The following is a 22683-nucleotide window of genomic DNA, read 5'->3' as shown; positions in this document are numbered from 1 at the left end:
ATTGATCGTTAGCTAAAATTACAATAAATAATCAATCTTATCAAACGAAGATAAATTTGGTTTGGCACACCTTTGGAATGAAACAAATTTATCTACATTTGTCTAAATTAATCAAATATAATACCATGCTCAGTAAAGTAAATATAGTGCCGCGGTGGATCATTTTTTTATTGGACATCTTTAGCGTATCCATCGCCTATCTGCTCGCAAATGTCATTTACTATGATTTTGACTTCGCTTTTCTGCTTGACATTGATTTTAGTATACGTTACATTTTATTTATAGGTGTATGCTCTTTTTCATTCTACCTTTTTAAAATGTATACCGGAATAGTTCGTTACACAAGTGCGATCGATTCCATACGTATATTATCTACGATAACATTTAGTGTCTTCATTCTCCTCGTTATAAAATTAATAATCCAAGCAAATGAGATAGAGCGCAACATCCCAACTGCCCTTATTATTTTCTTTGCTCTCTTTTCATTTCTAATTTTAACAGTATATAGAACGATTATTAAGATTTTCTTTCTATACACAAAAAAAGCTAGTGGCTCCAGAAAAAAAACACTGATTTATGGAGCAGGCGACTTGGGAATTGCTGTAAAAAGAACATTAGACCACGATGTAAGATCTAAAAATGCCATTGTAGGATTTCTAGATGATAACGAACAAAAAATAAATAAGGTCATTGATGGAACGAAGATATATTCTTCGCAGAAGTTCAGCCACCTGATCAAAACGTTAAATGTCGAGGAGGTCATTATTGCTTCCCATAATATTCCTTCGGACCGCAAAAATGAAATCACTGACGTCGCGCTGGAAAAAAATGTTAATATTTTAACGCTGCCCCCAGTTAAAAAAATTATGAATGGCGACCTTAATCCCAATCAGATCCAAAAAATAAAAATTGAAGATCTATTGGAAAGGGAACCTATAAAGATCAACGATGATCACATCCTAAGCCAAACCAAAGGCAAAAGGATATTAGTCACTGGTGCTGCAGGCTCTATAGGAAGTGAGATCGCAACCCAATTGGGAAGATACGAACCACAGATGATTATACTGTGTGACCAGGCGGAGTCCCCCTTACATAATCTCCAACTCGATCTTCAAGATGAATTTCCAAATCAAGTATATCATACTTACATAGCCGATGTCCGAAGTACAAAAAGAATGCAATTACTTTTTGAAACGTTCAAACCACACTACGTCTATCACGCAGCAGCCTATAAACATGTGCCGATGATGGAAAACCATCCATTGGAAGCGGTACAAACGAATGTGATGGGAACAAAAAATCTTGCTGATTTAGCTGTTGAATTTCAAGTTGAAAAATTTGTTTTCGTCTCTACAGACAAAGCGGTCAATCCCACCAATATTATGGGGGCAACGAAACGAATTGCTGAAATTTACGTCCAGTCGTTGAACAATCATTTGGAAGCATCATTGCAAGAAAGTATCCATACTAAATTTATTACGACACGCTTTGGAAACGTACTGGGTTCAAATGGTTCGGTCATTCCACGATTCAGAGATCAAATTCAAAAAGGTGGCCCTGTAACGGTTACTCACCCAGAAATTACACGATATTTTATGACCATTCCCGAAGCTTGCCGATTGGTTCTTGAGGCTGGAACAATGGGACAAGGTGGCGAAATCTTTGTATTCGATATGGGAAAATCTGTAAAAATAGTCGAATTAGCTAAGAAAATGATTCGTCTCTCAGGATTCAAACCAAATGAAGATATTGAAATAAAGTTTACGGGATTGCGCCCCGGAGAAAAGCTGTATGAAGAATTATTAAATGACTTAGAAAATACCCTACCCACTCACCATGAAAAAATTATGATTGCCAAGGTGAGAGAAAATAATTACGACATCGTGCTCATGAAGATCGAAGAACTGCAGCAACGATTAGCAACGCAAAACAAAAACGAAGTGGTGTATCAAATGAAAATCATTGTACCCGAATTCAAAAGCAAAAATTCGATCTACGAGCAACTGGATCGAGAAATCGAATTATCAAATAAGTCAGAAAACTAAACTTAATTCACTTTAAAATTGCAAAATACTTGTATTTTTACTCGAAAAGTGTATTTTTGCAATCCATATTTTACTGATTAGTAATGTCTAAAAACACAAATAATACAAATCAAGGTTTCAAACCTTCAAAAGGATCTTTTTTCCAAGATAACCAAAAAAGCGTAGTGTTCATTTTAGGTGGTATCGTTGTATTGATCTTACTTTATTTTGGATATCAAAAGCTGTATCTAGATCCGAGAGCAGAAGAAGCTTCGAACCGTATGTATAAAGCTGAACGGCTTGCCACAATTGATTCTTTGCAAAATAAAGCAATCATGGGGGATGGTGCATTTCTTGGATTTAAACAAATTGCGGATGAATATTCGAATACAAAATCGGCGAATATAGCGAATGCTTATTTAGGCGGATTGTATTTGCGCCAAGGTAAATTCGAAGAAGCTGTAAAAGCTCTTGAAAAATATTCTCCTACTGGAAGCCAAATTCTAGACCCTTTGGTAATTGGTTTAACCGGTGATGCATATTCAGAGTTAAAAGACTACAAAAAAGCTGCTGATTACTATAAACAAGCTTCCGAAAAATCGAGTAATTCATATACTACACCGATGTTTTTAAAAAAATTAGGTCTTGTTTATGAAGCACAAAATGATTACAAAGGTGCAGAGACTGCCTATAAAAAGATTAAGACAGATTTTCCTGAAAGCCAAGAGGCCAGCACTATTGATGGTTTGTTAGGCCGCGTACAGGCACATTTGTAGGAGATTACAATATCACAAAAAAGGAGGCTATTTGATAGCCTCTTTTTTTGTGACCATCTAAAACACTATCTTTGCTCCTATTATGGCAAGTAGCATTAAAAATTTATCAGACTTCTCGCATATCCAAGTCGCGGATGCAAGTCCATTCAAATTTGCAATCGTTGTTGCACAATGGAATGCAGAAATTACAGGTGCACTATTGAATGGTGCAATAAAGGGTCTGGAAGAACATGGCGCTGAAGAAAAAAACATTCAAATTATTGAGGTCCCTGGAAGTTTTGAATTAATTTCAGGGGCGGATCTGGCACTCAGAAATCAGGGTTTTGATGCAGTTATTTGTTTAGGTTGTGTTATCCAGGGCGAAACAAGACATTTTGATTTCATCTGCGATGCCGTTGCAAATGGCGTTGCCAATGTGGGACTCAAATATAATAAGCCAGCAATTTTTGGTGTATTAACAACAGACAATCTTCAACAGGCCCTGGATCGTGCAGGTGGGAAGCATGGGAATAAAGGGGAAGAAGCTGCTATTACAGCAATACAAATGGCTCATATTGCCAATAAATTCTAATTTGGTATCAATTTTGCCTACTAACATGTCAATGATGAAAGTATTTATCGAACATAGCTTAAAGTAAGATACTTCCATTTGTGGTAAATCGATTAATAAAATATGTTATTATCTTATTAATCGATTTTTATTTTTCATCAGAATAAATTGTCGTTGATGGGCTCACATGGATAAAGTAAGCGGAACAATCGGCAGTCTTACAGAAAATAATGCAATGATGAAGTGGAGTATTTTTAATTTTTGCATAGTCCACACTTGATGATTGTTTCTTAAAAAAATAGGGTTATGAAAATATTATCGAACGTACTCAGTATCGTTATCCTGACCTTGTTCTGTCAGTTGAATTTAATAGCGCAAGAGGATAGTCTACATAAACAGATTTGGCAAAGTATTGGCGGTCAAGAAAAGTGGGATTCGTTACAGTATTTAGCATTCTCTGCAAAAGGGAATAACATTTCAGACCAATTAGCTAACGAGGAACGAAAATTCTTGTTCAATCGGACAACGGGAGCGTGTCGATTTGATGGGTATACAGGAACAGACCAAGTGACTTACCTATTTAATTTTAAAAACCCTGGGGGTGATAAGCTCTTTATTGGCGGAAATTTATCCACAGACGAGGCAGAGCTTAAGAAATCAATCAAAAGCCAACTCTTTTTGGATTTTAATTTGCTCCTTTTACCCACCCTCATTGGACAGAAGAATGTGCAGCTCAAAAACCAGAAAGAAAGCTTTAGCGCAGGACAAAAATTAACGATATCCAATATCCTTTCTTCAACCCCCATTTTTGGGACCAAGATTGCCGGATTGCTTTACATCGATCAAAATACAGGGGAAATCGCGCGTTATGAATACACAGATAAGGGAGAAAAAATTACGTATGAAGTGAGCAATTATAAGGAGATCGGCGACGGTATACGTTTACCAAGCCTATTCAATTGCACAACGAACGAACAGAGAAGTTGTATATTCTCCTCTATCTCATCTTTTGTACAAGTAGAACAAAAAAAATTCACAGAATTATGATCAATTGGATTGCATTAAACACAGAAGAACAGCTACAAGAACTATATCAATCGGATAAAGTTGCAGCTATTTTTAAACATAGTACAACATGCGGTATTAGTAATATGGCTAAACGTAGTCTTGAACGAATGTCGGCGATATCAGACCACGACTATACGATTTATCTCTTAGACCTATTGCGCTACCGTTCTCTTTCGAATGAGATTGCTCAACGCTGGAATGTAGAACATCAATCTCCTCAAATATTGATTATTAAAGGAAAAGACAGTATATACGATGCTTCACATGGCGATATCCAATTCGATGAGATAGAAAAATACTTAGTGGCAATCTAATAGTATAGTCCATGTCGGATCCTTTTTGGATTCCATCAAAATAAACAGCTATTTTTCTGGTTCTGGATTTTTTATTTCATCGTCCTTTTCCCACCATTCTGAAGATTGCAGATCATCGATCTCTCGACGGTCTTTTTTAGTCGGCCTACCGCTGCCACGATCTCTTTTGAGGACAGGAGCGTGAAACATAGATTTATACCCAACCGTCTCTTCAACAGGAGTTTGATCCTCGTAAAATTGCACGGCAGTCTTTGCATCCACACGACGCTCCAACAGGCCAGTCACGAGGACGACTTTCCGCTCAATACCTTTTTGAATGTGATACACATCACCTATTTTCACCTCGTAAGATGGTTTTATATTCTGCCCTTTTAATTTGACCCTTCCAGCCTTACACGCCTCTGTCGCCAAGGTTCTCGTCTTAAATAAGCGAATTGACCACAAATATTTATCAATTCTCAATTTTTCTGATGTTCCAGCCATAGTACAAAAATAGCTATTTTTAGGACCATTACAACCAAAAGAAATTATAGAAAATCTAAATATACTGCGTTCAGTTATCAACATTCTCCTATTCCATCGCTCACCACCGAACACCAACTCCTTACCACAAGTGGGTTGTTAAAGCAATAGCTTCATGGTGGATACACCTTTAAAGGTGAACTCAACGTGAAATCGCTGCGCACACACGGTAGTTAGGGGGAAGAGTGACTGTAAAATGGTACGCTGCTGGTATCCGTTAAGTATAACGCAAGGAACAATGGATAAAGTTGCTTTTAAGTCCAACTTTATCTAAGTTTGTACATCAAAATAAACTAATTCAAATAAGCAAAAAAATAATATGGTAGAGCCACTTAAAAAACTGATTGAGGAAGCTTGGGAAGATAGGCAATTATTAGAATATAAAGAATATACGGAAGCAATTCGTACGGTCATCATGAAATTAGATAGTGGTGAAATTCGCGTTGCTGAACTGATTGGCACGAGATGGCACGTGAACGATTGGATCAAGAAAGCTGTTATTTTGTACTTTCCAATTAATGACATGCGTGAAATGACTGCTGGGCCTTTTGTATTTCATGATAAAATGAAACTCAAAACAGACTATAAGCATACGGGTGTACGTGTTGTACCAGGCGCATCCGCTCGTTTAGGTGCTTATTTGGCTAAAGGAGTTATTATGATGCCTTCCTATGTTAATATTGGTGCTTATGTAGACGAAGGCACGATGGTGGATACATGGGCAACTGTTGGCTCTTGCGCCCAGATCGGCAAACATGTACATTTAAGTGGTGGCGTTGGCATTGGCGGTGTATTGGAGCCTGTACAAGCTGCTCCGGTTATTATCGAAGATAATGTTTTCATCGGATCAAGGGCGATTGTTGTCGAAGGTATTCGCGTTGAAAAAGAAGCCGTATTAGGCGCCAATGTTGTACTGACAGCCTCAACAAAAATTATTGATGTGACTGGACCTGAGCCGATAGAGTATAAAGGTTATGTGCCTGCCCGCTCTGTTGTCATTCCAGGATCGTATACCAAAAAATTTGCAGCTGGAGAATATCAGGTTCCTTGTGCCCTGATTATTGGACAACGTAAAGAGTCTACGGACAAAAAGACTTCATTAAACGATGCTTTACGTGAACACAATGTTGCGGTTTAAGTTTAAAATTTGCATAGAAAATTAAAGATGAGTGGATTCGTAGATCGGGAAGATTTGAATAAGGCCTTGGAAACGCTAAAAAATGGCGGACTAATCCTTTACCCAACAGATACAATTTGGGGAATAGGCTGTGATGCTACCAACCCTGAAGCGGTAGAAAAAGTCTTTCAACTGAAAGGAAGGGATAAATCTAAAAGTTTGATAGTCTTATTACATAATGACAATCAACTTGCGAGTTATGTCAATGAGATCCCGGAAGTCGCTTATCAACTTATTGAATACACAGAAAAGCCTTTGACAATTGTTTATTCGAATGCCAAAAATCTTGCTCCCAATGCTATAGCAGAAGACGGATCTATTGGCATTCGAATTGTCAAACACCCTTTTTGTGAACAGCTTTTACAACGCTTTCGCAAACCCATAATTTCCACTTCAGCCAACATCAGTGGTGAACCTACGGCAAAAGATTTTGATGAAATTGCTGACACCATTAAAGCTGGAGTTGACTATATTGTCGCCTACGACAGAGACGTAACAACAGATGGGAAATCATCTACTGTCATGAAGCTGGACCCAAGTGGTAAATTCGAATTTATTAGAAAATAATATGAAAAAGGTCTTTTTATTTCTTGTTTTATCCATTGTCGCCACTCGCTTTTCATTCGGGCAGCAAAAGGATATTCTCGCAGCCAAGCCCGGTGTAAAATATGGGAAAGAGATTTCTGCTTCCAATGCGATTTCAGTGGCAAAGCTCGAAAAGGAGCTTACACAAAAGAATGCTTTTCATGGAAAGATAACGGGTAAGGTGGTAGAAGTGTGTAAGAAAAAGGGTTGTTTCATGACCTTACAACGTGACGGGGAAGAGCCTATTACCGTTCGTTTTAAAGACTATGGTTTCTTTATGCCATCTGATATTGTGGGTAAGACGGTTGTCGTGGAGGGAAGCGCAAAGAAAAAAGAAGTTTCCGTCGCATCTTTACAACATGCGGCAAAGGATCTTGGCAAATCACAGGCTGAAATAGATCAAATTACACAACCCAAAAAAGACATTAGCATTATCGCTGATGGTGTTTTGGTTATAAAATAAAGTTGCATACGCTTAAGCTGTCGTTGTTCAGATGAAAAGATTCCAAACGTCACCCTGTCAATCCATACTAGTCGATGGCACCTTAATGACCTTCGATATGCCCATTATTATGGGGATACTCAATGTGACGCCAGATTCTTTTTACGATGGCGGCGATAATACGACCGTAGAGCGTGCAGTAGAGAAAGCGAAGGAGTTATTGCTTGAGGGAGCGCAAATTCTCGACATTGGCGCCTATTCGTCACGCCCAGGCGCACCATTAATTTCATCACAGGAAGAAATGGATCGAGCCCTTTCCCCAATTCGAGCAATTAAAGCAGCGTTTCCTGATGCCATTTTATCAATTGATACCTTCAGGGCCGACGTTGCAGCTGCAGCGGTCGAAGCAGGCGTTCACATCATTAATGATGTATCTGGTGGTACACTCGACGATAATATGTTTGCTACAGTAGCCAAATACCAGGTTCCTTACATTCTTATGCATATGCGCGGTATTCCCGAAAATATGCAGGAACAAACAGACTACACAGATATTGTAACGGATGTTGCCACGTTTTTGGGTGAGCGCATCGCCGTGCTAAGAAGTATGGGGGTGAAAGACATTATTCTTGATCCAGGCTTTGGCTTTGCCAAGACAGCCGAACAGAACTATGAGTTGCTTTATCGTGTCAATGAACTTCACTACTTCGAATTACCAATTTTGGGCGGAATATCCCGCAAATCCATGATCTATAAAAAAATCGGGATCACAGCCCAGGAAGCGTTAAACGGTACTACCGCTTTGAATACATTACTGCTCGAAAGAGGCGTACAAATTCTACGTGTACATGATGTAAAAGAAGCGAAACAGTTAGTTGATCTCTTCTATTCATAGATTAGCTCTATTTTCCTAAAAAGCATATCATCGGATTTTCACAGTGTGATACGGACTTTCCTTGCTATCGTCCAACTGTTATATAGGAATGGTCCGAAAGACTTGAAATCTATCAAATAAGTTAAGCTTAGATAAAAATTCCTGGGCAAAAAAACTGCCCAGGAATTCCAAAACTCGTTTTATTTTATTTCGCTGCTACGGTCAACACAGCCTTCTTATTCCCGGCAGTCAAATCCAGCGTGAAAATATAAGTCTTACCTGATTCTAATACTTTACCGGTTTTTATACCAAGATTACCCGAGTCACGTCCATTATTGCCATCCCCCACAAATACAATATCACTTGTAGTTGTGATGTCCGCACCTCCAAATTCCCCTCCCCATCCTTTTTGATGGAAAAATTTGAAGTTGATGTTATCAGAATTTATAGACTCTCCGGCCTTAACCGTTATCTGATATTTCTTATTACCTAACGGAACCAAACAAAGCGCTTTATCCGTATTCCAGCCTACCTGATTACTGGATACCTTAGGTTTTCCAATTCCTTCGCCAATAATCCAGACGGCACCAGTTCCGTCATCTTGTAGTTTTGCCAAATCATTACCTATCATCGCCTCAACCACAAAGTATTTTAGGCTAAAGTCTGCGGTAACACGGTATTTCCCGGTTGCTCCTTTAAACGAAAGAGTTCCATCGGCCGCTTGAGCAAAGTAATCTGGATCAATCCACCAATTTTGCAGATCCGCAATCCCTTCGAAGGTTGTCGATTTTCCTTGCGCGAGCTCGATTTCAACTTTGGAATGCTTATCATCAAGTCGGCTAAACTGCGATCCATTGAGTAGAACAACAATAAACGGAGAAGCCTGAAAGGTCAATGTATTAAATTGAATCGGATATACACCAGAAGTCGAATTCGAGAATGGAATTTCGGCAGTAGAACCTAAATTAATAACATTATTGACCCAACCAAAATTCATTGCATTTCCTTGTGAACCAACTTTTGGCGCTTGGATATAGCCTTTTACTTCTGCAGGAAAGTTTTCTTTTGCTGCATATTGATTACGTCCTACCTTTTCCATTCGATAGGACTTGGATTCGGTGACCAAGGTTAAATAGGGAAAGTCAGGTCTGCTGAGGCTTAGATCAAAAGACTGTTCGCTCGTTTTCTGACTTATATTCTGCAAGACAAATTTTAATGTTGCTTTTCCGTCAGGAATACCTTTCAGGAATGGAACATAAATCTTTCCAGCGTAGTCTCCGTTTTCTTTGGTACGGATCACGGTCTCTGTTACCTTGTCATCTGTAAAATACAACTGGGCTTTAACCGTAGAGAGTGCAACTTCGTTATCGGAAACGTGCACTTGGAATTCTAGGCTATCACCAAAATTTGCGGATGAGATAGGTGATTTCAATTCGATTTTAGGATCCCCTACCTGATAGGTATATTTTTCATCCTTTTTACAGGAACTTACTGCGGCAAGAGCAGCAGTTCCCAAGAGTAGATTGATGAAGTATCTTTTCATTTATTCATAATTTATGCGCTATCGGCAAGATAGCGCTTAGGGTTTATCGTCCTCCAATTAATAAGTCCAGCGGTAAGAAACAACCGCCTTTGCTGGCACATCATAGCTAAAATGATTTTTACCGTCAGCCAATGTGATTTTGCGGCTATCGCCTGAGTCATTTAATAAAACAACAGCATAGGTTCCATCTGTATTTTGAAACGCCGTATAAACCAAGCCTTCAGCAGTATACCCAGAGGCGCCAATCCGTATCGCTCCTGATTTGACCACCGCAGAAAGATGACCAACAATATAATAGTGCGAATTGCGTGTTATATTTTTATAATTCGCCTTACTGATATCTACAGCTCCATAACATGTCTGACAGCCGCCCTCACGATTCGGTCCTTTTTCGGTATCTAACATCAGATTCCAGACAATTACACCCTTACTCCAATTGTTAACTGTGCCAATGGCGACTTCACGCATATCTTCCATCAAACGTTTTTCAAGATTCCGGCCATCATTCCATTCCCCAATGGATGTTTCTGTAAAGACCAGTTCTTTATCCGGACGTTGATTATGGATATCTATTAGCTCAGCTTTATCACCACCATAGTTGTGGTAAGCCGCTCCCGCAAAGAATGATGCTGCTTCGGCATCGTTATAAATCTTCACAGGGTAATCAGTCTGATCAGCAATATCATCATAGTTATAATTATGATCAAATGCATATATTTTTGTCGACAGGTTTGCTGCTTTTAATTGTGGCCCTAAAGATTGTTTTACAAAAGCTTGTTGTTCTTGCCATGACATATAAAGCGACGCGGAATTCTTCCTATTCAAAGGCTCATTTTGAACAGTAATGGAATAAATATTGATACCTTCTTTCTTCATTGCCTGGATCCATTGCACGAAATACCAACCATAATCCTGGTAGTATTTTGGATTTAGCTGTCCGCTAGTCCAGGAATCAAAAGGCTTTAAATCAGTCAGGTTGTTAACTTTCATCCATTTCGGTGGAGTCCATGGTGAGCCCATGATCTTTATAGATGGATTGATAGCAAGTATCTCTTTAAGTACCGGAATGATATATTGGGTTTCTTCCATCTGCATGCCGAAATTTTCTTTCCCTTGCTTGTCCCAGCAGGTGTATTCACTCAAAGAAAAGTCGGAGCATCCAATAGCAATACGAATGTAATTCATGCCCATCCCATCTTTATCGGAAAAAGTCTCTGTAAGAAATTTTGTTCGATCTTCCTTACTCATTTTCATTAGATTATAGCATGTAGAACCTGTAATTGCTGCGCCGAAGCCATCCATAGTCTGAAATTTCTTCGCTGGATCTAACGTAATTGTATTGGGCGACATGTTAAATTTGGAACTGAAATCAACAAAGCGTTTTCCAAAATCCAAAGACCGACTGCCTGTCGTCGTATAAATGGTAACATCACCACTTTTTTTAATTTCATCACCTTGTGAAGGTGTATAGCTGTCACGGTTACAAGATGTTGCCGTCACTAGACAGGACAACAAGAATGTATATATCATAGTTTTTTTATTATTACGTTTCATCTGTTAATATATTTGTCTCCATCCATCAGATGGGGGATTCCACTTGTTAAATCAATTAATACCCCGGATTCTGAACGAGGTTAGGATTCTGATCAATTTTTGGTTGCGGAATCGGTAAACGGTAAGAGTTCTTCGTGAAGGGATACACCTGTGCCTTTCTTCCAGCATCTTTTGCATAAACAGCATTCATGACAGATTCGACCTTGTCTAAGCGCACGAGATCAAACCATCGTTGTCCTTCGAAGGCCAATTCAAGACGACGTTCTTTCAAATAAGCGTCTAATAAAGCGTCCTTATTTGAACGTATGGCAGCGGATATTTTAGGCAATTTAGCACGTGTGCGAATTTTGTCAATAATGTCTGCTGCACCGGATAAATCTGATCCCTGTTGAATTAAAGCTTCTGCCTTAAGCAATAAAAGATCTGCGTAACGAAGCTTGACAATACTATTAAATGCAGACCGCAGTTTAAACATGAATGGATAATGATTGGAAGGATAATAGTTGCTCCAAGTAGTGGAATAATAGACGATAGATTGCCCCAAACGAATTTGATCTCCCTCATTCGTATAGGTCTGTATCAAATCCCGTGATGGGGTTATCCATTTTGCCCATGTGAAGTTATTATCATAATTGGACAAATCCCTTCCAAACATCCAAGTCGCCCAGTTACCTCCTCCAGAAGTAAACTGTGCCTCCAAAATCGATTCTTTCGTATTCCGTTGTGCAAGATCGGTGTTGCTTGCATTCATTGCATATAAGTCTGAGTAATTGGTATTCAGATCAAAACCATCCGCAGTCAATGCGTCAACAAATTGAATAACCTTAGCATAATCGCGAATTGGTTTTTCGGCATAGATCTTTGCCAGCATAGCTCGCGCTACGGATTTGGTAAATAAAGTCTTATTTCCGTTGTTGTTGGCTGGTGCATCTGCCAATCCATCCATCAAATCTTTTTCGATCTGTTTGTAAGCTTCTTCTTCGGTAGCTTGTTTAGGGAAATACTGCGGATAAACTTCATTGACATTATCACCGGTAATATCGGGTGCAATTGTGGTAATGACAGGGATAGATCCAAATATACGGACCATATCAAACATCGCCAATGCTCTGAATAGTTTCGCTTGTGCTTTATAAGTCCTAATTTCTGTATCGCTCACCGATTTATCGGCGACACTATCCACATAAATGATCAATCGATTTGCACGTCCAACATCTTCCAGATATCTTCCCCAATCCCGGTCAACCACAGAATTAGACCCTTCAATAGAATTATTTTCAAAAGGTACAACTTCCGCGCCGGTTGTTCCCGCATAGGAATTATCGGCGTGGGAATCGCCAATCAAGAGGAGGTCGAGATACCAATGTTCCTGCCGATCTTTCATCTGCTGGTAAATTCCGGCCAAATAAGTTTCAACTTCGGCTTTATTCTTGAAAACGATCTGCGTTCCTGTCTCTGTCTTTCCTTGACTAACATCCGAATAATCTGAAAGTGGATCACGGTTCAAAGAGCAAGAAAATAAAAACAAAGAGCCGGTTAGCAAAGAAAGCGCGTTACTTATATATTTTTTCATGATACAGACAATTAAAACTCAATATTAAGACCTAAAACAAATGAACGATTCTGTGGATAGGTTCCCCAATCAATACCTTGGATTCTAGCATCGGATCCGCCAGAATACTGGTTTACTTCCGGATCCATGCCCGAATATTTGGTCAAGGTAAATAGATTACTTACGGATAGATAAGGCTGAATTTTGTTGATACCAATCCGTTTCAGTTTTTCAGGCGTGATAGAATAACCCAAAGAAACATTTTTCATGCGCAGATAACTGCCATCTTCGACAAAATAGCTTGAGTTTTTCATATCGAAACCTGCTTTTGGAACATGCGTAATTTGTCCAGGTACCCGCCAACGATCCAATACCACTGTTGTTTGATTGCGACCGTCATACATTCCTTCTGTTTCCATACGGCTGGCATTGAAGATATCATTGCCATAAGTCCCCTGAATGAATATACTTAGATCGAAATTCTTATAAGAGAAGCTGTTTGTCATACCGTACACAAACTTTGGAAGCGGATTACCGATATAGGTACGGTCGCTTGATGAAATCTTACCATCGTCATTCAGGTCACGATACATGAGTTCACCCGTTTCAGGATTTACACCATCTGATAGATAACCGTAGAATCCTGCAAGCGATCTCCCCGGCTCATTTTTTACCACGAAGTCATTGACATAATCGTTTGTCTTGACATCATAATACACCTGTTGTAAATCCAATTGCTGTAGTTTATTTCTGTTGAAAGAAATATTAAAATCTGTGTTCCAAGTTAAATTTCCGGTCAGATTCTTTGAATTCACCGCAAATTCAAAACCATGGTTGTTCAGACGGCCACCATTTCTCTGGATCGTGTTTGCTTGCTGTCCTGCAGGTAGACTTGCATTCATTAAAAGATCTTTGGTATCCTTGTTGTAATAATCGGCACTGACCGTTAACCTGTTGCTCAACATGGTGATATCAAAACCGATGCTGGTGGTACTTGTTGTTTCCCAAGTCAGGTCTTTCGCTCGTAAGATTGTTGGTTTGTTGATATTGGGCAATGAATTTTCTTTCCCCTCTACAAACCACTGTTGACGTTGGATACCGCTTAATTGTAGATATGCATAATCGCCTAATCCGTATTGATTACCAGTTTGTCCCCATCCACCGCGTATTTTAAAATCATTAATCCAGGCAATATCTTTCATAAAGTCTTCCGAAGAGATTCTCCATGCAGCCGAAACCGATGGAAAATATCCCCAACGGTGTTCTGGGCTAAGCTTCGACGAACCGTCTGCACGCATATTCGCAGTCACTAAATACTTGCCATCATAATTATACATGGCACGAGCAAAATAGGACATAATTCCCCAGTTTGATGCCGTAGATCCTGTCCTGTCCCAAGAAATCTTATTGGCAGCATTCAGCGTTTCAATGATGCCATTTGCATAGTTTGAGCCAAAAATCTCACTTCTAGCGTACTTAGAATCTGTCCAGGAAGAACCACCCATTACTTCCAGATTATGCTTACCAAAGCTTTTGCTATACGTTAAGATATTATCCCAAGTTAATACGGTGTTTGTATTACGCATGTCGGAGGCCTCGCCAAATTGATTTCTTCCCCATGCTGTCGTCCAAGGATCCAGGAAGGTAGTCATAATGCCAGATCTTCGATCGAATGAAAACGAAGTTTTCCAAGTGAGGTTCGGCATAAAAGAAACCAATGCACTTCCTGTGGCGACAATCCGATTTTCTCGGTTATTATTATTTTTTGTCCGCGCTAAGTTTTCCAAAGGACTGGTGATGTTGCTGATCCCATAGAAATTATTATAGAATCGATCCGGATTTGCCAGATCCCATACCGGCGCATAAGTGGGTGTTGTAATCACGGAGGTAACAACACCGCCACGATTGGATCCCAAGCCCGAGGTAATACCATTATCATTGTTATCCGAATAATTGATATTCGCATTGACCTTTAACCATTTTCGAACCTGATTGTCAATATTAGCACGGAAATTATACCGTCTAAAGAACGAGCCTTGTAATGTCCCTTTTTCATTCAAATAACCGCCACCCAAATAGTAACGGATTTTCTCATTACCATCCGAAATCGATATTTGATGGTTTTGCTGAATACCTGTTTTGTAGGTCTCTTTAAACCAGTCGGTCTGATCCAACAACCCTTCCGGAAGGTTGACTAGGCCGATCTCATCCTGTAAATCTTTGTATTGGCTGGTATTTAAAACCTGGACAGTGTTATTGACAACATTGGCTGTCCATTGTGTTCCAAGCGTTATTTTTGCTTCACCAGCTTTACCGGACTTGGTCGTTACTAAAATAACGCCATTCGAACCGCGAGAACCATAAATGGCGCCGGATGAAGCGTCCTTTAGAATTTGGATATCCACTATATCATTTGGTGACAAGAATTTAATATCCTCAACAGGAACCCCATCAACGACATACAAAGGAGTAGTATTGCTATTAAAAGATGTTATTCCGCGAATTTGTATTTGAGGTGCTGCACCTGGTTGACCACTCGGCTGAATAACAGTTACCCCGGCCGCTTTGCCTTGAATAGCTTGGCCAAAATTAGTAACGGGTCTCTTCTCTAGATCTTTGGTAGAGACAGAAGAAATTGCAGTTGTCACGTCTTTTCTTTTCACACTACCATAACCGATTACAATGACGTCCTCAAGCACATTGTTAGAAGAGTTTAATTGGACCACCATGGTACTATTGGCAGGCACTTCTTTGGTATCGTATCCAACAAATGTAAATTGGAGTGTACTGCCCGTACTAGCTGACATTTGAAAACGCCCATCTCCGTTACTGGAGACTGCATTGCTACTTCCCTTCTGTGTAATGGTTACCCCAGAAAGTGGTTTCTGATCATTGGCATCCAGGACACGTCCACTGATTTGGATCCGGTCTTGGGCAAACACCAAATTCATCAAGGTGAACAGGAAAGCCAACCCCATAGAAAAGGCAACTTTTCGTGTAAAGTAAATCATATGAAATAAAAAATTGGTTATTGTTTCATCTTTTGGTTATTCCAAAAATGGCAATGAGTTTCCCCTGCTTCATTGCTCAAAACAAAACTAAGGTCACCTTGATACAGAAAAAAGAGTGAGTACTTAAAAAGTACCGGTTAAAAAACACAACAACCTAATAATAAGATTAATACAAAAACCAGAGCGCTTTAAAAAGTACCTAAATAAGCGAAAGAATCGAATTATCAACTGTTTTTTGGTATAGAAAACTGCGTCTACGCACGGTCAATTACCGCAATCTGGCAGACAGCAGCTTCAAAGGCGTCCCGATTTCCGGCAGCTTTATTACGTACCTTTGTTCTATAATTATAAACAGTCCGAAGAGAATAACGCAGGAAGCTTGCAATCTTTACCGAATCATCAATGCCCAATCGAATTAAGGCAAAGATGCGAAGTTCGGTATTTAACAGCTCTGTCTTTTTGGGGTATATCTTCTCGTCCTCCTGGAGCAAAGCATTGAATTCATCAACAAAGGTCGGATATAAGTTTAAGAAAATACGATCAAAATTAACATACAGTTGTTTTACCTCCCGTTCCTCCATTTGTGTTGACTTCAACTGCTCACGAAGAGCATCCCATTGTTGATTTGTAGCTTTCTTTAATAAAACCTTTCTAATATCTTCCATTTTATCGATATAGCTGGAGCACATATCAAAAAATTGAGCGATATACTCTTCTTTGATGTGGTTGGATTCCGATAATTTAAGGTTAGTCTGATTAATTTCATTATTTAATGATCGAAGCTGCTGATTTGTTGCTGAAAGCTGTGATCGTATTCTTCGCAAATGTTGCACCTGTCTATAAATAATAAGGAGTGCAATGATGACACCAATCAATAAAATACTGACGATAACGACTAAGCCAACCAACTGCCTATTTTGACTACTGATTTTCTGCTGATAGGCTGCATTGATGATAGGATATGAAGAGGTACCTTCGATAATCCGATAACGGACTTTACATAACATCGCATCGTCAATTGCTTTTTCGATAAACTGAAAAGCTCGGTCAAAATCTTGCTGATCATAATATGTTAGGGCGAGGTCGTGAAAAGATGCGTTGTCACGATTAGCCATTTCAATATCAGCACTCGCCGATATGGAAAGATAATAGATCTGACTTTTTATATCCTTCTCATACTTATATATGAGTCCCATAAAATACGCTATCAGGGCGCGCTGCTCAACATCCTTCTTGTTTTCATTCCAAAGCATTAACAGTTGTCTTTTAGCATCCTCACGATTACCGTTGAACAACGTTTTTATGGCAATGGTGGTACGATATTCCAATGAAGACTTTGGCAGTACCGTCAACAATGAATCACGATACTTTTCACTTGCCTGATAATACTCTGATCGATTATTGCTCTGACCATAATGGCTATAGAAAGAGCTGTAGGTATCATAATACTTTGCCAGGAGATCCCTGCCAAGATGAGCTGACTCGACTTGCTTCAATAATTGTGCGGCTTCGATGTATCGTCCGATAGTGGAATAGACCCATGCCAAATCGAGATGAATCACTGCCTGTAAAGAATCATTATCTAGCGGAGCCAGTTTTTGACACAGTAAAATATAAGAAAGCGCTGCGTCAGAATCAAATTTCTTATAATTTTCAAAGATTTCGTAGTTTTTCTTCAAAAATTCAGCAGGATTACTTTCGAGAGCTTTTGCTTCTTGTTTCAGTTTTTCCAGCTTATCTTCACGATTTTTGACGTAAATCTTTTGGTTGTCCATTAAATATTCCAAACGTTGTAAAACGCCAATACTATCCGAAGTCACTTGGGCAGATAGGTAAATACTAAAATGAGAAAAAAGTAGGAAAAGAAAAATGCGCTGCAACATACTAAAATCGGTTCAACATTCTGTTGCCTAAACTACATAAAAATAACTACAAAACATGCATGACTTTGCAGCAACCATTAGCAATGACAACAAACTGAATGTTCTTTCTGCCCTATAACATGAAGGACTATCAGAAAAAAAGAGGACGTCTCACGACGGCCTCTTTCCCTGACCTTTTTGGGTCCAAGAATTAACAAGTTAATTCTTTATCGCATGAAAAATAGTTTTCCTATTGAAATAAAAATCTTATTGCCAGCCCCCTCCTAGGGCTTTATAGAGTAGAATCTGGTTTAACGTACTCTCTTTCTCCAGCTCCACTTTTCCAACTTGGGCTTCCAAAGATTCTTTTTGAGCCGTCACAACATCCAATGATGACACCCTCCCGGCAATAAACAGCTCTTGGGCAGCTTCAATAGATAATTCCAATGCCTGAACATGCTCATCTACGAAATTACGTCGTTTGACGATTGCCTCTTGCGTCATAATCACATTAGAAACCTCATTGTAAGCATTTAAAACCGTTTTTTCATAGTCCACAAATGCTATTCCATAGTCTGCTTTAGCAATCTCATACTGCGTTTTAAGCTGTCTTTGATTAAATAAAGGAAGTGTGATACCGCCAAAAAGATTATAAGCAATAGATCTATCCAAGTTAAATAGCTTACCAAAGCTAAAGCTCTGTAATCCTACAAATGGACTTATTGCAACAGAAGGTAGAAATGCCAGACGTGAAGCTTCTTGGCTGTTTGAAGATGCAATCACCTTGAGATAGGCAGCTTTAATATCCGGACGTTGATTCACTAGGTCATCTGGTGTACCAAATTGCATAGCATGATATAAATCTGCATTTTCGGTATAGATACTTCTTACAATAGGTTGATAAAAGCGTCCCAGTAATCCATTGATATGATGTTCCCACAAAGCTATCTCTTGAAGTAACTGCTCCTTGGCAGCTTTGGAGTTGGCTAATAAAGCCTTAAATTGCTGTACAGATAATTCTGTTGCATAACCAGCATCCTTTTTTAGCTCAACAACTTCTAATGCATTTTTATGCAAGGCAATATTCCGATCGTATACCTTTATTTTTTGGTCCAACGCTATCAGTTCATAATAAGCCGTGGCAATATTGGAAACCAACTCTGTTTCTAAAAGGCGCTTACCTTCCTGTTCAGCTAAAAAGCCAAAATAAGCTGCTTGTTTTTGGCTCTTCAACTTTCCCCAAAGGTCAATCTCCCAGGAGGAGCGAAGTCCTATAAAATAATCTGGAATAAAGGGCTCAGGCAATTTTTCATCACTTTTCAGGTTTTCCGAAAAATTTGAATCGTAGTTGCCTATTCCCGATTCTGTATAATGTCCATATTTCCGTATTCCACCTTCCACTGCAGCTTCAACGGTTGGCCCTAATGCCGCCTTACGCTGTTTAAAATAAGCTTGTGCAGATTCCAGTCGCAAGATCGATTGACGAATATCCATATTATTCAGCAAAGCAGAATCAATCAGAGAAACTAATTTTGGATCCCTAAAGATTTCCTTCCAGGACCTGCGGCCTACATTTAAACTATCCGGCGAAATGCTTTTGGAAAATGAGGTCGGTACATTTACTTTCTCGGGTTGATGGGCCTTTTTAGGCACCGAACAACTACCCAATAAAATAAGTGCGGCTATGACTAAAGACGCTTGTTTGACCACTTGTTTCTTATTATCCTTTTTTGAGAATAAAATCACTAATCCAGGGATGACAAGAATCCCAAGTATAGTTCCGATAAGCATCCCGCCTACCGCAGCGGTACCAATACTCCGATTGCCCAATGCTCCGGCTCCACTGGCCATCATTAAAGGAATCAAACCTGCTATAAATGCAAAGGAAGTCATTAATATGGGACGCAAACGGGCTACCGCTCCTTCAATTGAAGCTGTCACGATATCCATTCCCTGCTTATATTTCAAATTGGCATATTCCACAATCAGGATGGCGTTCTTACCCAACAAACCAATCAGCATCACCAATGCTACCTGAGCATAAATATTGTTTTCCAATCCGAAGACTTTCAAGAAAATAAATGCGCCAAAGATCCCTGCCGGAAGACAGAGGAGAACCGGTAAAGGCAACAGAAAGCTTTCATACTGCGCACATAACAACAGGTAGACAAATAGAAGACATAGGGCAAAAATATACAAAGCCTGGTTTCCAGAAATCTTTTGCTCACGGGTCATACCCGACCATTCAATACTATAGCCTTGCGGCAAAGAAGAAGCAATTTTCTCCACTTCTTCAATGGCTTGACCTGAGCTGAAACCCGCTGAAGACTGCCCTGTGATCATGGCTGAACTAAACATATTATAACGCGTTATTTGTTCAGGCCCATAAATTCTTTCCATGGAAATAAAGGCATTGTAAGGTACCATCTCACCTGTCTCATTCTTTACATATAGGCGCAATACATCTTCTGGCCGTTGGCGATATTCGGGGCCAGCCTGAACCATCACTTTATACATTTGTCCATAGCGAATAAAGTTTGTTGCATAAAGACTTCCCATCAAGGTCTGCAGTGTATTCATAGCATTTTCTACTGATATCCCCTTTTTTGCAGCCATATCGTAGTCAACCTTCAGCATATATTGCGGGAAGTTCACATCAAAGCTGGAGCTGATATCCTGAAGGACCTCGCTTTTCTCCATATCGTCCATAAACTTCTGCAGCACCTCCGCCGTTTTATTGAGATCCTCATTACCACTTCGATCCAAAAGTCGCAACTCAAAACCCGACGAATTACCAAATCCCGGCACCGTTGGCGGCGGAAAGAAATCAATCTGTGCGTCAGCAAAATCCTTGGTTTTATCGCGTAGCTCCTTAATGACATCATCGACAGTCTGGTCCCGCTCTTTCCAAGGCTTAAGGTTAATCATACCCATTCCATAGGAAGCTCCTGATACTTCGGTAACAATACTATATCCTGACAAGGTAGAAACAGTTTCAACAATATCAAGCTTTCTTGATACGGAGTCAATTTTATCCAAAACGCGTTCTGTGCGGTCTACAGTTGCACCCGGCGGTGTCGTTACCGCGACATAGATCATCCCTTGATCTTCTGTTGGAATAAATCCAGAGGGTAAGATGGCACTACTGCCCCAAGTTGCTACAAAAAATCCTCCCAACAAAAGAAGTGTCAGTCCGCGTCGTGCACTCGTTTTTACCAAAATACCTTTATATCCAAAGGCAGTTTTATCATAGATTTGGTTGAATTTTTTAAAGAAACGGTCCAACCAGTTATTCGATGGTTTACGGTCGTGTGGTGATTTTAGGAAAAGTGCACACAACGCAGGAGTCAATGTTAAAGCGTTGATTCCGGAAATAACAATAGCTGCTGCGAGTGTCAGCGAAAATTGACGATAAAATATTCCGACCGGTCCTGCAAGAAAGGCTACTGGAACAAAAACAGCCGACATAACTAAGGTGATGGCCACAACGGCACCACCAACTTCTTTCATGGCTTCCAATGTTGCCTCCATGGGTTGGAGATGTTCCTCTTCCATTTTGGCATACACAGCTTCCACGACAACAATACCATTATCTACCACAATTCCTATCGCCAATACCAATGCAAATAAGGTCAACAGATTGATGGAGAAACCGAGCATCTGCATACAAAACAATGCGCCAATCAAACACACGGGCACGGCCAAAATAGGGATAATTGTGGCTCTAAAATCTTGCAAAAAGATAAATACCACAATAAAAACCAAAAGGAATGCCTCTAATAAGGTTTTGATAACAGAGGATATTGAAGCATCCAAAAACCGCGACACATCATATCCCATCGTATAGGTCATGCCCGTCGGGAACTGGGTCTGTTTCAGCTCTGCCATCCGATCCTTGACACGCTGAATAACCTCCTGCGCGTTTGATCCAGGCAATTGCTTCAACATGATGGAAGCCGAGGGCCGACCATCGGTCTTGGACACCATTTCGTAATCTAATGAGCCAAATTCAACATCGGCAACGTCTTTTATACGAATAATAGAGCCATTTGCCGTGGCGCGAATAGGAACGTTAGCATATTCCTCAATTTCAGTGAATTTACCCGGATAACGCAAAACATATTGTTGCATATTACGCATTTTATCCGAGCTGATACCTGTTTGACCTGGCGCCGCCTCTATATTCTGTTTCCGCAATGCAGCAACCACATCCTCAGCAGAAATATTATAAGCTGCCATACGGTCAGGCTTCACCCAAACACGCATCGCATAGTCGCGCATCCCCATAATCTGAGCAAGTCCAACCCCCTCAATACGTTTAAGTTCCTTTAGAATGTTAATGTCCGCGAAGTTGTAAATGAATCTTTCATCTGCCGTTTCATCGTCCGTAAAAACATTCAGATACATCAACATCGAATTGACCTCTTTCTCTGTAGTAACCCCTGCTTTAATTACTTCCTCGGGTAGCTCATCCAATACTGTTGTAACGCGATTTTGTACGTTTACAGCAGCGATATCTGGATCCGTGCCGACTTCGAAAAAGATCTGAATCACTGTGCTCCCGTTATTGGTAGACACCGAGTTCATGTAAGTCATCCCTGCAACACCGTTAATTGCCTTTTCTAAAGGAATAGCAACTGCATTTGTACTCACTTCGGCGTTAGCTCCTGTGTAATTGGCATTGACGACTACCGAAGGTGGAACAATATCCGGAAATTGTGTAATGGGCAATGTAAATAAGGCCAACAGACCCAAAAGTGTAATAAACACCGAAATAACCAACGACAGTATAGGCCGTTTTATAAATGTTTCAAACATAATCTATCCTC

The 22683-nt window shown here is 39.8% G+C and carries 16 protein-coding genes; 9 read left to right on the top strand and 7 right to left on the bottom strand.

Annotated elements, in window-relative coordinates; translation table 11 throughout:
- Window positions 1-125 precede the first annotated feature (125 nt).
- The 5 genes from J2X77_RS12690 (at window position 126) to ytxJ (ending at window position 4732) form a co-directional block, all read left to right on the top strand.
- Window positions 126-2045, top strand: a complete 1920-nt coding sequence (locus J2X77_RS12690) for a nucleoside-diphosphate sugar epimerase/dehydratase (protein ID WP_310081018.1) — start codon at window positions 126-128, stop codon at window positions 2043-2045.
- Window positions 2046-2128: 83 nt separating this feature from the next.
- Complete coding sequence (locus J2X77_RS12685; RefSeq protein WP_209577486.1) at window positions 2129-2800, top strand: tetratricopeptide repeat protein; 672 nt, start codon at window positions 2129-2131, stop codon at window positions 2798-2800.
- An 82-nt stretch (window positions 2801-2882) separates the two neighbouring features.
- Entirely contained in the window at window positions 2883-3371 is a 489-nt protein-coding gene (ribH, locus tag J2X77_RS12680) for a 6,7-dimethyl-8-ribityllumazine synthase (RefSeq protein ID WP_209577484.1), read from the top strand.
- 285 nt (window positions 3372-3656) lie between these two features.
- On the top strand, window positions 3657-4397 hold the full coding sequence (locus tag J2X77_RS12675; RefSeq protein WP_209577482.1) for a hypothetical protein: 741 nt from the start codon (window positions 3657-3659) through the stop codon (window positions 4395-4397).
- Window positions 4394-4732 carry a bacillithiol system redox-active protein YtxJ gene (gene ytxJ, locus J2X77_RS12670; protein ID WP_209577480.1) on the top strand — a complete coding sequence of 113 codons (339 nt, stop codon included), beginning with the start codon at window positions 4394-4396 and terminating at the stop codon, window positions 4730-4732. The genes J2X77_RS12675 and ytxJ overlap by 4 nt, the downstream gene beginning before the upstream one ends.
- A gap of 48 nt (window positions 4733-4780) precedes the next feature.
- On the opposite strand, the gene J2X77_RS12665 is transcribed toward ytxJ, so the two are convergent.
- Window positions 4781-5215, bottom strand: coding sequence for an RNA-binding S4 domain-containing protein (locus J2X77_RS12665; RefSeq protein WP_209577478.1), 435 nt, complete (start codon window positions 5213-5215; stop codon window positions 4781-4783).
- 358 nt (window positions 5216-5573) lie between these two features.
- Here J2X77_RS12665 and J2X77_RS12660 point away from each other — a divergent pair, with 358 nt between their 5' ends.
- Genes J2X77_RS12660 through folP form a run of 4 tightly spaced genes read left to right on the top strand, consistent with a single transcriptional unit; the run spans window position 5574 to window position 8353 of the window.
- Entirely contained in the window at window positions 5574-6392 is an 819-nt protein-coding gene (locus tag J2X77_RS12660; protein ID WP_209577476.1) for a 2,3,4,5-tetrahydropyridine-2,6-dicarboxylate N-succinyltransferase, read from the top strand.
- A gap of 27 nt (window positions 6393-6419) precedes the next feature.
- Window positions 6420-6998 (top strand): L-threonylcarbamoyladenylate synthase, encoded by a 579-nt coding sequence (locus tag J2X77_RS12655; RefSeq protein ID WP_209577474.1) that lies wholly within the window; start codon window positions 6420-6422, stop codon window positions 6996-6998.
- 1 nt (window position 6999) lies between these two features.
- Window positions 7000-7479, top strand: coding sequence for a DUF4920 domain-containing protein (locus J2X77_RS12650; RefSeq protein WP_209577472.1), 480 nt, complete (start codon window positions 7000-7002; stop codon window positions 7477-7479).
- Window positions 7480-7510: 31 nt separating this feature from the next.
- Entirely contained in the window at window positions 7511-8353 is an 843-nt protein-coding gene (folP, locus tag J2X77_RS12645) for a dihydropteroate synthase (protein ID WP_209577470.1), read from the top strand.
- A 184-nt stretch (window positions 8354-8537) separates the two neighbouring features.
- Here folP and J2X77_RS12640 read toward each other — a convergent pair whose 3' ends face one another.
- The 6 genes from J2X77_RS12640 to J2X77_RS12615 form a co-directional block, all read right to left on the bottom strand.
- Window positions 8538-9875, bottom strand: a complete 1338-nt coding sequence (locus tag J2X77_RS12640; RefSeq protein ID WP_209577469.1) for a DUF5125 domain-containing protein — start codon at window positions 9873-9875, stop codon at window positions 8538-8540.
- A gap of 57 nt (window positions 9876-9932) precedes the next feature.
- Complete coding sequence (locus J2X77_RS12635; RefSeq protein ID WP_310081011.1) at window positions 9933-11405, bottom strand: glycoside hydrolase family 30 beta sandwich domain-containing protein; 1473 nt, start codon at window positions 11403-11405, stop codon at window positions 9933-9935.
- Window positions 11406-11484: 79 nt separating this feature from the next.
- Complete coding sequence (locus tag J2X77_RS12630; protein ID WP_209577465.1) at window positions 11485-13002, bottom strand: RagB/SusD family nutrient uptake outer membrane protein; 1518 nt, start codon at window positions 13000-13002, stop codon at window positions 11485-11487.
- 11 nt (window positions 13003-13013) lie between these two features.
- Window positions 13014-15992: a TonB-dependent receptor gene (locus J2X77_RS12625; RefSeq protein WP_209577463.1), complete on the bottom strand. Its 2979-nt coding sequence runs from the start codon at window positions 15990-15992 to the stop codon at window positions 13014-13016.
- Between the two features lie 254 nt (window positions 15993-16246).
- Window positions 16247-17875 (bottom strand): DUF6377 domain-containing protein, encoded by a 1629-nt coding sequence (locus tag J2X77_RS12620; protein ID WP_209577461.1) that lies wholly within the window; start codon window positions 17873-17875, stop codon window positions 16247-16249.
- 246 nt (window positions 17876-18121) lie between these two features.
- Window positions 18122-22672, bottom strand: a complete 4551-nt coding sequence (locus tag J2X77_RS12615) for an efflux RND transporter permease subunit (RefSeq protein ID WP_209577459.1) — start codon at window positions 22670-22672, stop codon at window positions 18122-18124.
- Window positions 22673-22683: the final 11 nt, after the last annotated feature.

The sequence above is a fragment of the Sphingobacterium sp. 2149 genome, assembly GCF_031455655.1.
Taxonomy (GTDB): domain Bacteria; phylum Bacteroidota; class Bacteroidia; order Sphingobacteriales; family Sphingobacteriaceae; genus Sphingobacterium.
Note: the sequence above shows the minus strand (reverse complement) of the source record. Positions and strands in the feature narration are given on the sequence as shown.